This window comes from Duganella rhizosphaerae, from assembly GCF_040364205.1.
Taxonomy (GTDB): domain Bacteria; phylum Pseudomonadota; class Gammaproteobacteria; order Burkholderiales; family Burkholderiaceae_D; genus Rugamonas; species Rugamonas rhizosphaerae.
On sequence record NZ_BPWK01000006.1, the window covers coordinates 36,485 to 49,959 of the forward strand.

11 protein-coding genes are annotated in these 13,475 nt (G+C 63.9%); 3 read left to right on the top strand and 8 right to left on the bottom strand.

The genetic code is table 11. The features are described from left to right. Window positions 1-47: 47 nt before the first annotated feature. Entirely contained in the window at window positions 48-314 is a 267-nt protein-coding gene (locus RUGAMON1_RS14345) for a hypothetical protein (protein ID WP_445231154.1), read from the bottom strand. A gap of 139 nt (window positions 315-453) precedes the next feature. Then, window positions 454-963, bottom strand: coding sequence for a single-stranded DNA-binding protein (gene ssb, locus RUGAMON1_RS14350; RefSeq protein ID WP_445231155.1), 510 nt, complete (start codon window positions 961-963; stop codon window positions 454-456). 241 nt (window positions 964-1,204) lie between these two features. Here ssb and uvrA point away from each other — a divergent pair, with 241 nt between their 5' ends. Beyond that, complete coding sequence (gene uvrA / locus RUGAMON1_RS14355) at window positions 1,205-4,051, top strand: excinuclease ABC subunit UvrA (protein ID WP_445231156.1); 2,847 nt, start codon at window positions 1,205-1,207, stop codon at window positions 4,049-4,051. Window positions 4,052-4,139: 88 nt separating this feature from the next. Here uvrA and RUGAMON1_RS14360 read toward each other — a convergent pair whose 3' ends face one another. From RUGAMON1_RS14360 to RUGAMON1_RS14380, 5 genes are all read right to left on the bottom strand, one after another. Beyond that, window positions 4,140-5,948, bottom strand: a complete 1,809-nt coding sequence (locus RUGAMON1_RS14360) for a DUF885 domain-containing protein (protein ID WP_445231157.1) — start codon at window positions 5,946-5,948, stop codon at window positions 4,140-4,142. 125 nt (window positions 5,949-6,073) lie between these two features. Continuing rightward, window positions 6,074-6,694, bottom strand: a complete 621-nt coding sequence (locus RUGAMON1_RS14365) for an HAD hydrolase-like protein (protein ID WP_445231158.1) — start codon at window positions 6,692-6,694, stop codon at window positions 6,074-6,076. A 190-nt stretch (window positions 6,695-6,884) separates the two neighbouring features. Next, window positions 6,885-7,502, bottom strand: a complete 618-nt coding sequence (locus RUGAMON1_RS14370) for a TetR/AcrR family transcriptional regulator (protein WP_445231159.1) — start codon at window positions 7,500-7,502, stop codon at window positions 6,885-6,887. Window positions 7,503-7,540: 38 nt separating this feature from the next. After that, entirely contained in the window at window positions 7,541-8,776 is a 1,236-nt protein-coding gene (locus tag RUGAMON1_RS14375; RefSeq protein ID WP_445231160.1) for a dipeptidase, read from the bottom strand. A 117-nt stretch (window positions 8,777-8,893) separates the two neighbouring features. Next, window positions 8,894-10,762 (bottom strand): phosphoenolpyruvate carboxykinase (GTP), encoded by a 1,869-nt coding sequence (locus tag RUGAMON1_RS14380; RefSeq protein WP_445231161.1) that lies wholly within the window; start codon window positions 10,760-10,762, stop codon window positions 8,894-8,896. Between the two features lie 282 nt (window positions 10,763-11,044). On the opposite strand from RUGAMON1_RS14380, the gene RUGAMON1_RS14385 reads away from it, so the two are divergent. Continuing rightward, window positions 11,045-12,040: a D-2-hydroxyacid dehydrogenase family protein gene (locus RUGAMON1_RS14385; protein ID WP_445231162.1), complete on the top strand. Its 996-nt coding sequence runs from the start codon at window positions 11,045-11,047 to the stop codon at window positions 12,038-12,040. Here the strand turns inward: RUGAMON1_RS14385 and RUGAMON1_RS14390 are convergent. After that, entirely contained in the window at window positions 12,037-12,804 is a 768-nt protein-coding gene (locus RUGAMON1_RS14390; RefSeq protein WP_445231163.1) for an L-asparaginase, read from the bottom strand. The genes RUGAMON1_RS14385 and RUGAMON1_RS14390 overlap by 4 nt on opposite strands. Window positions 12,805-12,943: 139 nt before the next feature. On the opposite strand from RUGAMON1_RS14390, the gene RUGAMON1_RS14395 reads away from it, so the two are divergent. Further along, the gene (locus tag RUGAMON1_RS14395; protein WP_445231164.1) at window positions 12,944-13,429 is read left to right on the top strand and encodes an asparaginase domain-containing protein; all 486 of its coding nucleotides are present in this window, start codon (window positions 12,944-12,946) and stop codon (window positions 13,427-13,429) included. Window positions 13,430-13,475: the final 46 nt, after the last annotated feature.

A 13,475-nucleotide genomic window follows, 5' to 3' on the forward strand; every position in this document is an offset into this window, starting at 1 on the left:
AGCTCAGGGTCGGCCTGACGCCGTCGTCCAGCATGGCTGCGCTGCCTTTATTTGGCCGGCGGACGTTCGCGGGGTGGCGTCTTTTCGGCGGGAGCACGGCTGGGCACCAGCACCATGCGGCAGGTGCCGGCCATCGAATCGCCACGCGGCGTTTTCATTTGCGCGGTGTCCCCTTCCTTCTTGCCCTTGCAGGCATCGAAAGCTTCCTGCGGCGGGCCGCGATGCTCCTGGGGCTGGTTCTGCGGAGCGGGTTGCTGCTGGGCGTAGGCGTTGGCGGCGGCGAGCAGCAAGGCGAGAGTGGCGATGCGGAACATGGTAGTCCTTTCAGTAGCGGGTGGAAGACAGGACCATTATCGCTACTAATTGTGGAGAAAATATAGAGACGCAGGTCAAGAAAAAAGGCCCGTAGCGTGAGCTGCGGGCCTTTCGTTTACAACTTCAAAGAAGTCGATCTTAGAACGGGATGTCGTCATCCATGTCCGAGAAGTTCGGCGCTGGGCGTGGAGCCGGGCGCGGGGCTGGCGCCGGTGGCGCCATCTGCGGACGCGGTGCCGGTGCCTGGCGCTGCTGCTGTGGCGGGGCTTCGTAGCCGCCGCCGTCGTCCATGCCGCCGCCTTCACCCATGCCTTGACGGCCACCCAGCATTTGCATCTGCTCGGCGATGATGTCGGTCGCGTATTTCTCTACGCCGTCTTTGTCGGTGTACTTGCGGGTCTGCAGGCGGCCTTCGACGTAGACCGACGAACCTTTTTTCAGGTACTGGCCGACGATTTCAGCCAGGCGGCCGAAGAACGAGATACGGTGCCACTCGGTGAGCTCTTTCTGCTCGCCGGTGTTGCGGTCCTTCGATTTGTACGATGTCGCCACAGCAATGTTGGCGATCGCGTCACCGCTAGGCATGTAGCGAATTTCCGGATCGCGACCCAGATTGCCGACGATGATGACTTTGTTGACTGATGCCATGTATGAAACTCCTGAGTAACGGCGGCCGCAAAAGCGGGCTGTTTAACAAATGCTAAACGACGATTATAGACGATGCCGCCGACCGGCCACCGAAATTTCCGTGCAGACCAACTTGTAACGCCGCAAGAAAATACTGGTATTATATACAGTGTCAAGCCACCGGAACGCGATCCAGCGCAAGGTCGGCGCAAGTAATCAAACCCGGCTATAGTAACGGGTTGACCCGAAAGGCAAAAAATCCATGGAACAGATCCGCATCCGCGGCGCACGCACGCACAACCTCAAAAACATCAACCTCGACCTGCCACGCAACAAGCTCATCGTGATTACCGGTCTGTCCGGCTCCGGTAAGTCCTCGCTGGCGTTCGATACGCTGTACGCCGAGGGCCAGCGCCGCTATGTGGAATCGCTGTCGGCCTATGCCCGCCAGTTCCTGCAACTGATGGAGAAGCCGGACGTCGACCTGATCGAAGGCCTGTCGCCGGCCATCTCGATCGAGCAGAAAGCCACCTCGCACAACCCGCGTTCGACGGTCGGCACCGTGACCGAGATCCACGACTACCTGCGCCTGTTGTACGCGCGCGTCGGCACGCCGTACTGCATCAACCACCCGGACCATGCCTTGGCCGCGCAAACTGTCTCGCAGATGGTCGACGCCGTGCTGGCCATGCCGGAAGCGACCAAGCTGATGATCCTGGCGCCGGTGGTGGCCAACCGCAAGGGCGAGCACTCCGACCTGTTCGAGCAGATGCAGGCCCAGGGCTTCGTGCGCTTCCGCGTGCAGAGCGGCACCCACGACGCCAAGATCTACGAAGTGGACGACCTGCCCAAGCTGAAGAAAACCGAGAAGCACACCATCGACGTGGTGATCGACCGCGTCAAGGTCAGCGCCGACATCAAGCAGCGCCTGGCCGAAAGTTTCGAGACCGCGCTGCGCCTGGCCGACGGCCGCGCCGTGGCTTTGGAGATGGACAGCGGCGCCGAACACGTCTACTCCAGCAAGTTCGCCTGCAACGAGTGCGGCTACTCGCTGCAGGAGCTGGAACCGCGCCTGTTCTCGTTCAACAACCCGATGGGCGCCTGCCCGGAATGCGACGGCCTCGGTCACATCGAGTTCTTCGATCCGAAGCGCATCGTCGCCTTCCCGAATTTGTCTCTGGCCTCCGGCGCCGTCAAGGGCTGGGACCGCCGCAACCAGTTCTACTTCCAGATGCTGTCCAACCTGGCGGCCTACTACGAGTTCGACCTGGACCTGCCGTACGAGCAGCTGCCGAAGACCGCGCAGGAAGTGATCCTGCACGGCTCGGGCAAGACCCACATCCCGTTCACCTACGTCAATGAGCGCGGCCGCACCGTCATCAAGGAACACGCGTTCGAAGGCGTGGTCACCAACCTGGCACGCCGCTACCGCGAGACCGATTCGATGGCGGTCAAAGAAGAGCTGGCCAAGTTCATCAACGAGAAGCAGTGCCCGTCCTGCCATGGCGCGCGCCTGCGGGTGGAAGCGCGCTTCGTCAAGGTCGGCACCGGCAAGCAGGAGAAGGCCATCTACGAGATCGCCGAGAAGCCTTTGCGCGACACGCTGTCCTTCTTCGAACAGCTCAAGCTGAAGGGCGCGAAAAAAGAGATCGCCGACCGCGTGGTCAAGGAGATCATCTCGCGCCTGCAGTTCCTCAACAACGTCGGCCTCGACTACCTGTCGCTGGACCGCAGCGCCGACACGCTGTCCGGCGGCGAAGCGCAGCGCATCCGCCTGGCCTCGCAGATCGGCTCCGGCCTGACGGGCGTGATGTACGTGCTCGATGAACCGTCGATCGGCCTGCACCAGCGCGACAACGACCGCCTGATCGAAACGCTCAAGCACCTGCGCGACATCGGCAACAGCGTGCTGGTGGTGGAGCACGACGAGGACGCGATCCGCACCGCCGACTACATCGTCGACATGGGCAAGGGCGCTGGCGTGCATGGCGGCGACATCATCGCCCAGGGCACGTTGCAGGACATCCTGAAGAACAAGAATTCGCTGACGGCCCAGTACCTGAAAGGCACGCTGAAGATCGCCGTGCCGAAGAAGCGCCACGTGGCCGATCCGGACAAGCAGCTGGTCATCACCGGCGCCACCGGCAACAACCTGAAGAAGGTCAACCTGCACCTGCCGGTCGGCCTGATGACCTGCGTGACCGGCGTGTCCGGTTCCGGCAAGTCCTCGCTGATCAACGACACGCTGTATCCGGCCCTGTCGCGCCACCTGTACGGCTCGCAGACCGAACCATCGCCGCACGATTCCATCAGCGGCCTGGAACACTTCGACAAGGTGATCTCGGTCGACCAGGCGCCGATCGGCCGCACGCCGCGCTCGAACCCCGCCACCTACACCGGTCTGTTCACGCCGATCCGCGACCTGTTCGCAACCGTGCCGACCGCCAAGGAGCGCGGCTACAGCGCCGGGCGCTTCTCGTTCAACGTCAAGGGCGGCCGCTGCGAAGCCTGCCAGGGCGACGGCGTGATCAAGGTCGAGATGCACTTCCTGCCGGACGTGTACGTGCCGTGCGATGTCTGCCACGGCAAGCGCTACAACCGCGAAACGCTGGAAGTGCACTACAAGGGCAAGAACATCACCGAGATCCTCGACATGACGGTGGAGGATGCGCACGAGTTCTTCAAGCCGGTGCCGCTGATCGCGCGCAAGCTGCACACGCTGCTGGACGTGGGCCTGGGCTACATCAAGCTGGGCCAGAGCGCGACCACGCTGTCGGGCGGCGAGGCGCAGCGCGTCAAGCTGTCGCTGGAGCTGTCCAAGCGCGACACCGGACGTACGCTGTACATCCTGGACGAGCCGACCACCGGCCTGCACTTCCACGATATCGACTTGCTGCTGAAGGTGATCCATCGTCTGCGCGACCAGGGCAACACGCTGGTCATCATCGAGCACAATCTGGACGTCATCAAGACGGCCGACTGGATCGTCGATCTGGGACCGGAAGGCGGCGCCGGCGGCGGCAAGATCATCGCCGCCGGCACGCCGGAAGACGTGGCGGCCAATCCCGCCAGCGTGACCGGCAAGTATCTGGGGCCGTTGCTGAAATAAGCGCAGACGTAGACCCGCAACCCGGACGCCGGGGTCTGACCCCGTACGGGGTCAGACCCCTTTCAGCCGCAGTGCGGGGTGACAGCCTTTACTGCGCAGTGACGCGGGTCTGCTTCAACTTCTCGGCGCCGACCCAGTCCTTGATGTGCGATTCCAGCACATCCATCGGCAACGCGCCCGCGCCCAGCACCTGGTCGTGGAACTGACGGATGTCGAAGCCGGTGCCCAGCTCTTTACGGGCATAGTCGCGCAGTTCGAGGATCTTCAGCTGGCCGATCTTGTAGCCCAGCGCCTGGCCCGGCCACACGATGTAGCGGTCGGTCTCGCTCTGCACTTCCACTTCCTCGATGCCCGAGTGGTCGTGGAAGAAGTCCACCACCTGCTGGCGGTTCCACTTCTTGTAGTGCAGGCCCGTGTCCACCACCAGGCGGATCGCGCGCAGCATCTCATCCTGCAAGTGGCCGTAATAGCTGTACGGGTCCTGGTAGAAGCCCAGCTCCTCGCCCAGCCGCTCCGAGTACAGCGCCCAGCCTTCGGCATAGGCCGTGTAATTGCCCTGCTGGCGGAAGGTCGGCAAGCCTTCGATCTCCTGCGCGATGGTCAGCTGCATGTGGTGGCCCGGCACGCCTTCGTGCAGCGCCGTGGTTTCGATGTCGATGGTCGAGCGGTGCTCGAAGTCGCCGGTGTTGACCATCACGCGGCCGGCGCGCTTGCCGTCCGGCGAACCTGGCATGTACGCCGCAGCGGATGCGCCCTTCTCGCGGAATTCCTCCACCGGCTTGATTTCCACTTTACCCTTCGGCAGCACGCCGAACTGCTGCGACAGCTGGGTGTACATCTGGTCCGTATATTTCTGGTACAGGTCGATGATTTCCTGGCGCGATTTCGGATGCAGCTCCGGCTTGGCGGCCACCGCCTTGTTGAAGCTCTTCAGGTCCTTGTAGCCCAGCTTTTGCGCCGTCGCCAGCATCTGCGCTTCGATGCGCTTGACCTCGGACAGGCCCAGTTGATGGATCGCTTCCGGCGACATCTCGGTGGTGGTCGAGGACTTGGCCTTGTACGAATAGCGCGCCGCGCCATCGGGCAGCGACCACATGCCTACGTCCATGCGGCCGTATGGCGCATACTTGGTCTTGGTGAACACGGCCAGCTTCTTGTAGGCCGGGATCACGTCCTTCTGCACCGCCGCCAGCACTTCCTTGCTCAGGCGCGCCTTGTCGGCGTCCGAAAACTCTTTCGGGAATTTCTTCAGCGGCTCGGCGAACGGCGAATCGGCCGGCTTGATGGCCGCCACGTCCTCGCACTGCTTGACGATTTTCGGGATCAGGAATTTCGGCGGCATCAGCTTGTCGTGCACGCCTTTTTCCATCTGCACCCGGGTCTCGTCGAACAGTTTCGGCAGCGCGTGCAGGCGGACGATGTAGTCCTCGTAGTCCTTGACGGTGTCGAACGGCAGCGCCGACACCAGCTGCGGCGCGTCGATGTGGATGCCGGAGTTCTGCGCCAGCGGCATCTCCCATTCCTTGAAGCGCCCGCCTTCCACGTTCTGGCGCAGCTGGCGCACCATCAGTTCGCGGTTCAGCTGTTCCTGCAAGGGGAAGCCGGAGGTGTCGACCGCTTCGAAGCGCTTGAGGAAGTCGGCCGTGACCTTGAGGTCGGCGTCGATGCCGGCCTGCGAGAAGTCGGACCACTTGTCGTTGTAGCGCTTGTCGCCCAGCAGCGACGCCCACTCAGGGCTGGAGCGCATCGTGTATTCCCACTGCTCCTTGATCAGGGAGTTCAGTGCTTCGCGGCGACCCGCCAGGTCGGGAGCTGCCGTGTCGGCATGGGCCACGCCCAGGATCAGGGAAAACAACAGGGCGCTGGCGACGCCGATACGGGTAGTTGCAGTTGTCATGTCTATAGGCCTATCAGGAAAAATGTTGAGCATGCACTGTAGGCCGACAGCCGCCCCGGCGCGCGTGAATTGCGCTGGAATGTTGAAACAAGGGCATGAAATGCATTTTCCGGCGACAGGCGAAATCAGTGCGCCAGCAAGTCCCCGGCGGCGCGGAATATCCGGCTCGGGTTTTCCGCCATCAGCGTCTCGACCGTGTTGAAGCCCCAGGCCACGGCGCCGAAATCCACGCCGGCTTCGGCCGAGACTTTGGCGTCGCGGATCTCGTCGCCGATCAGCATGGTGTGCTCGCGCGCGACGCCGGCGGCGGCCAGCACCTTGCGTATCTTCGGCAGCTTGCCGAACAGCGAGGCGCCGCATTCGAAATGGCTGAACAGGCCGGCCAATTCCGGTCCCAGCACGTTGACCACATTGCTGCGCGAGTTGGAGCTGACCACGGCCAGTATCACACCCCGCGCCTTGAGCGCGTGCAGCACCTCTGGCATGCCGTCGAACAGGCGGATGTCGGCCACGCTGCGTCCCATGGTGGAACGCATGAAGGTGGCGATGGCCGGCACCTTCCACAACGGGATGTCGTGGACCGCCATGATCTGCCGCGCGTCGAGCTGGCGCAGCGCCTGCGTGCGGCTGCGGTCGATGCGCCTGAAGCCGTATTTGTCGGCGGCCTGGTCGAACACATCGACGAACACCGGCAGGGTATCGGCGAGGGTGCCGTCGAAATCGAAGATGATCAGTTTGCGGTTCAAGCGGTCCTCAGAACAGTACGAAATCCTCGTTGCAGCTCGGTAGCGAACGCAGGACGCACCACAGCGGGCTGCGGTAGGCAAAGTATAGTCCAACGGGGATCAACATCAGCAAGGCGGCCATCACATTCTCCTTTTCGCACATGTGTGCGAAATTAGTTTCAAGAAAACCGCAGACGAGCTGCGGCCGGGTTTATTCCATGTCGTTGAAGCTTTTGTAGGTCGAGATCAGCCGGCTGAAGGCGCGCTGCATATGGCGCCCGGCCTGCTCGTCGCGCAGGAAACGGGTATCGTGCATCAGCCCCACGATCAGGCTGTAGATTTCGTAGACCAGCTGGCCGGCGTCGGTGTCGGGGCGCAGGTGGCCCAGCTCCATCGCCTGCAGGATGGTCTTGCGCAGCGAGGCGCGCCAGGCCAGCACGCCCTGCTGCAGGCGGTCGCGCAGCGGTCCGGCCTGGTCGTCGAACTCGAACGCGCCGGCGCTGTACAGGCAGGCGTTGCTCAAGCCTTCGTTGCAGGCGCGCCGCGACCACGCGCTGACCATCGCCATCAAACGCGGCAAGCCTTTGGGCTGCTGCAGCGAGGGCAGGAAGATGTCGCGCGCAAAGCGGCGGTCGTATTCGTCCAGCACGGCCGCCTGCAGGGTCTCCAGCGAGCCGACGCGGGAAAACACGCCGCTCTTGCTGATGCCGGTGCGTTTGGCCAGCTCGCCCAGCGACAGCTTGCCGATGCCATCGGCCGCCGCCATGTCCAGCGCGGCGTCGATGATGGTGGCGAAAGTCGCTTCGCTTTTTGCGGTCAGGGTGTCCATGGATCGAACTTTAGCACACCTGTGCGAAATAGCCAGCGTTATTTTTTGCCGTCCAGCGTGGCGATGGTGGCGGTGCTCGGCGGCCGCTGCGCCTGCAAGCGCCGGGCCACGCCTTCGGCCTGCTCCAAGGTACGCAGCATGTTTTCGCCGGCCAGTTTTTTCAGGTCGGCGTCGCTCCAGCCACGGCGGATCAGCTCGGCGAACAGGTCGGGATATTTGGACACGTCCTCCAGCCCCACCGGCGTGACGCCGCCGTAGAAATCGCTGGCGATGCCGACGTGGTCGTGGCCGGCCGTCCTGGCGACGTAGTCGATATGGTCGGCCACATCCTTGAGCGTGGCCTTGGGCGATGGGCCGTGTTCCTTGGTGTGGGCGTCTTCTATGCGTTTGAGCTCGGCGTCGCCGGCGATGCCCTTGCTCAGTTTCTGCAGTCCGTCGCCCCAGGCCATGGCGTCGCGGTTCACAAACGGCGGCACGAAGGTGACCATCACCACGCCGCCGTTGGCGGCCATGCGCTTGAGGATGGCGTCCGGCACGTTGCGCGGGTGGGCGACCAGCGCAAACGCCGAGCTGTGCGAGAAGATCACCGGGGCGGCGCTGGTGTCGAGCACGTCGCGCATGACGTCGGGCGAGACGTGGCTGATATCGACCAGCATGCCGAGGCGGTTCATTTCCCGCACCACTTCCTTGCCGAACGGGGTCAGGCCATGGTGGCGCGGAGCGTCGAGCGCGGCATCGGCCCAGTCCAAGGTCACGTTGTGGGTCAGCGTCATGTAGCGCGCCCCCAGGCTGTAGTAGGCGCGCAGTGCGCCCAGCGAGTTTTCCAGCACGTGGCCGCCTTCCATGCCCAGCAGCGACGCCACCTTGCCCTGGGCGGCGATGCGGCGCACGTCCGCCACCGACAACGCCAGCTCCATCGCCTCCGGGTATCTGGCGATCATGCGCCTGGCGATGTCGAACTGTTCCAGCTGCATTTTGGCGTAGCCTTCCTTGGTCTCGCCCGGCACGAAGATCGACCAGAACTGCGCGCGCAACTGGCCTTGCTTGAGGCGCGCCACATCGGTCTCGCCGCTGGTGGTCTTGCGCATGTCGTAGGCTTCCACGTCCATCGGCGCCTTCGGGTCTTCGCGGATGGTCCAGGGCAGGTCGTTGTGGCCGTCCAGCAGGATGGTGGATTTCAGCAGCGTCCTCGCATGGACCAGCGCGGCATCGTCGGCGGCGACGGCGGCAAAAGGCAGGGTCAAAACAAGCAACAGGGCTGGCAGACGCGACATGAAATATCCGATCGAAAAAGAAGTCGGCCGATACTAGCATGCTGGTCCCTCGCGCAAAAAAAAACAGCGTGCATGGGATCACCCACGCGCGCCGTTTTCGGTCCCCTCCAGGCCGGCTTATCGTGCCAGGCGCTTCTCCAACTCAGCCTTGACGGCGGTCAGTTCGGTAGGCAGATGGTAGGCCAGCTTGGCGAACAGTTCATCGTGCAGTTTCAGCTCTTCGCGCCAGGCGTCCTTGTCGATCGAGGTGATCGTTTCGAATTCTTCCGGCGAGAACGGGATGCCGTCCCACTTCAGGTCGCCGAAGCGCGGGGTGGTGCCGAAGATGTTTTCGATGCCGCCGGCCACGCCTTCGATGCGTTCCAGCATCCACTTCAGCACGCGCATATTGTCGCCGAAGCCAGGCCAGACGAAGTGGCCCTGGTCGTCGGTGCGGAACCAGTTGACGCAGTAGATCTTCGGCAGCGTGGCGGCGTTGACCTTGCCCAGCTTCTCGCCCATGTTCAGCCAGTGCTGGAAGTAGTCGCTCATGTTGTAGCCGATGAACGGCAGCATCGCGAACGGGTCGCGGCGCACGATGCCCATCTGGCCGGCGGCGGCGGCGGTGGTTTCCGAGCCCATGGTCGCGGCCATGTACACGCCTTCGACCCAGTTGCGCGCTTCGGTCACCAGCGGCACGGTGGTCGAACGGCGGCCGCCGAAGATGAAGGCCGAGATCGGCACGCCGGCAGGATCGTCCCAGGCCGGATCGATCACCGGATTCTGGGTCGCGGCCACGGTGAAGCGGGCGTTCGGGTGGGCGGCCTTGGTGCCGGAGGCCGGCGTCCAGTCCTTGCCCTGCCAGTCGATCAGGTGCGACGGCGCTTCCTTGGTCAGGCCTTCCCACCAGATGTCGCCGTCGTCGGTCAGCGCGACGTTGGTGAAGATGGTGTCCGAACCCAGCGATGCCATGCAGTTCGAGTTGGTGCGGGTGTTGGTGCCCGGCGCCACGCCGAAGTAGCCGGCTTCCGGATTGATCGCGTACAGGCGGCCGTCGGCGCCCGGCTTGATCCAGGCGATGTCGTCGCCGATGGTGGTGACTTTCCAGCCGTCGAAGCTCGCCGGCGGGATCAGCATGGCGAAGTTGGTCTTGCCGCAGGCCGAAGGGAAGGCCGCCGCGACGTAGTGCTTCTTGCCTTCCGGCGATTCAACGCCCAGGATCAGCATGTGTTCGGCCAGCCAGCCGGTGCCACCGGCCTGGGCTTCCTGATGGCCCATGTTCGAGGCGATGCGCAGCGCGAAGCACTTCTTGCCCAGCAGCGCGTTGCCGCCGTAGCCCGAACCGTAGGACCAGATTTCGCGGGTCTCGGGGAAGTGCACGATGTATTTGGTGGCGTTGCAAGGCCAGGCGACATCCTTCTGGCCGGCGGCCAGCGGCGCGCCGACGGTGTGCACGCACGGCACGAACTCGCCGTCGCTGCCCAGCACGTCGTACACGGCCTTGCCCATGCGGGTCATGATGCGCATATTGACCGCCACGTACGGCGAATCCGACAGTTCCACGCCGATGTGGGCGATCGGCGAACCCAGCGGGCCCATCGAGAACGGCACCACGTACATCGTGCGGCCGGCCATGCAGCCGTCGAACAGCGGGTTCAGGGTGGCGCGCATTTCCGACGGCGCCATCCAGTTGTTGGTCGGGCCGGCTTCTTCCTTGGTGTTGGAGCAGATGTAGGTGCGGTCTTCGACGCGCGCGACGTCGGTCGGGTCGGAGCAGGCCAGGTAGGAATTCGGACGCAGTTGCTGGTTCAGCTTTTTCATGGTGCCGGCGGCAACCATTTCAGCGCACAGGCGATCGTACTCTTCCTGGGAGCCGTCGCACCAGTAGATGCGGTCCGGTTTGGTCAGGGCTGCGATTTCCGCTACCCAGTTGATCAACTTTTGCTGCTTGATGTAAGCTGGGACGTTGAGCAGTGCTGCAACGCCACCCATGACGGGTTGATTCATACTACCTCCAATGCTAATTAAAATTCTGCATGCGGCAGGATCGTCGTCAGCTTTTGGCTTGCGCTCAGATGCCCATTCGAAATGGGTCGGCGGGGTCACGGCGGTCTTGCGCGGCCCGGATGGATCATCGACAGGCCTTATTTTTGAGGCGATTGTACACCCGTCAATAGCTGTTCCAGTCAAAAATGTAGGAGAATTAGTTGAGTAAAGTAGTAAGCTATTCGGGTTCTTTTGCAAGCCGTTATTTCCCTACGAAATTCCTCATAAAATCGGTTATCTTCCATGAAAATTGCGATTCTCGACGATTATCAGAATGCCACGGCCACGCTGGCCTGCTTAGCTTTATTGCGTGAACACGACGTTAAAGTGTTCAATAACTCGACCCGCGGCCTGGGCCAGCTGGCGATCCGCCTGGCCCCGTTCGACGCGCTGGTGCTGATCCGCGAGCGCACCGCGCTCAACCGCGCTTTGCTGGCCAAGCTGCCCAATCTGAAGCTGATTTCGCAGACCGGCAAGCTGGCCGGCCACGTCGACGTCGAGGCCGCGACCGAGCTGGGCATCGCGATCGCCGAGGGCGTCGGCTCGCCGACCGCGCCGGCCGAGCTGACTTGGGCGCTGATCATGGCGGCGGCGCGCAAGATCGTGCCCTATGCCTCCAACCTGAAGGACGGACTGTGGCAGACCGCCTCCATCAACCCGCAGCTGAACGGGCTGGGCGTGGTGCTCAAGGGCCGCACGCTGGGCATCTGGGGCTACGGCAAGATCGGCCAGGTGATCGCCGGCTACGGCCGCGCCTTCGGCATGAAGGTGATCGTCTGGGGCAGCCAGTCCAGCCGCGACAAGGCTGTGGCCGACGGCCACGCGGCGGCGGAATCGCGCGCGGCGCTGTTCGGGCAGTCCGACGTGCTGAGCCTGCACCTGCGGCTGCACCCGGACACGCGCGGCATCGTCACCGCCGACGACCTGGCGCGCATGAAGCCGAGCGCGCTGTTCGTCAACACCAGCCGCGCCGAGCTGGTGCAGCCCGGCGCGCTGGAGCAGGCGCTGCCCCAGGGCCGCCCGGGCTACGCCGCGCTGGACGTGTTCGAATCCGAGCCGCTGGCGGCCGACAGCCCGCTGCTGCGCATGCCGACCGTGCTGGCCACGCCGCACCTGGGCTATGTGGAGCAGGATAGCTACGAGCTGTATTTCCGCCACGCGTTCCAGAACATCGTCGATTTCGCCGCCGGCAGCTGCGACAAGATCAACAACCCGGGCTACCAGGCAAACGCCCGCTAGTCCGTCTGTTCGGGGATTTCCGGCAGGCCGGTCAGGTTGATGCGGGGGGCGGGCATGGCGTGCACCTTGCTCCACAGCCCGGCCCAGCCGGGCGGCCAGCAGATGTCCGGCCCGGCGTACGGCGGCAGGGTGGCGCGCACCGGCACCACCGGCACCGGCGGCATGTCGATCAGCGGGCCGCCGTCGGCACGCTGCATGTCCAGGCTGTACATATAGCCCGGCAGCAGCGCATCGCACACGCTGGCGAACCAGGCCGTGTGGTCCTCGTCGCGGCCCAGCGCCTGCGCCAGCCCTTGCGGGTCGAATTTGGCCAGCGCGTGGATCAGCTCCTCGGTGCTGGCGCCCGGCGTGTCGCCCCAGCCCAGCACCGGATTGACGTTGTAGTCGGCGCCCGAGCCATACCAGCCCTCACGCCAGGAACGCTGCATCCAGTCGCGCTGGCCGGTGAACAGGTGCCAGCGCCAGTGCAGGCCGGACGGCTTGGGCCAGGAATACAGGTAGAGCCGCTGGTAGCCGGCCTCGTGCAGCGCGCGCACCAGCGCCATCAGGCGCGCGTGCGGCATGCGGTCGGGCGGGGCGCGGCGGAACAGGATGGCTTCGCCGTCGGCGAACTGCACCTCGTCGGTGGACAAGTTCAAGTCCAGCGTCCTCGCCTCGCTGCCGAAACGGGCCGAGATCCAGCCGGTCAGCAAATTGACCGACGTGATGACGCCGTAGCCGCGATGGCGATGGAAAATGACGGTTCCGGGGGCAAGCGCTTTCATGGTATCGAAACGAACAAAGAAACCAGTGTAGCCATAGTATGCCCAACTTTCCAGCCCGCCGACGGACTCTTTTCGCGTTCTTGGGCGCTTGCGGTATGGGTTATGATGCAGATCATTTTAATCTGCCTGAGCTTTCATCATGACCCTGCGCATCCTCGCCACCGGCGGCACCTTCGACAAACACTACAACGAACTGAACGGCACCCTGGGCTTCGCCGACAGCCATGTGCCGGCGCTGCTGGCGCGCTGCCGCCTGACGGTGGACGTGGCGCTGGAACAGTTGCCGCTGATGGATTCGCTGGACATGCAGGACGCCGACCGTGAGCGCATCCTGGCCTCGTGCCGCGCCGCCGGCGAGAAGGCGATCGTCATCATCCACGGCACCGACACCATGCCGCAGACCGCCGCCGTGCTGGGACCGGCCGGCCTGGGCCAGACCATCGTGCTGACCGGCGCCATGATCCCCTACGAGATCGCCAATTCCGACGCGCTGTTCAACCTGGGCTTCGCCGCCGGCGTGGCGCAGACCCTGCCGCCGGGCGTGTACGTGGCCATGAACGGCAAGATCTTCGCGTGGGATAACGTGCAGAAAAACAAAGCGGCCGGCGTGTTCCAGCCGCTTTGACGTAACCCGCAAACCTGGGGTCTGACCCCGTACGGGGTCAGACCCC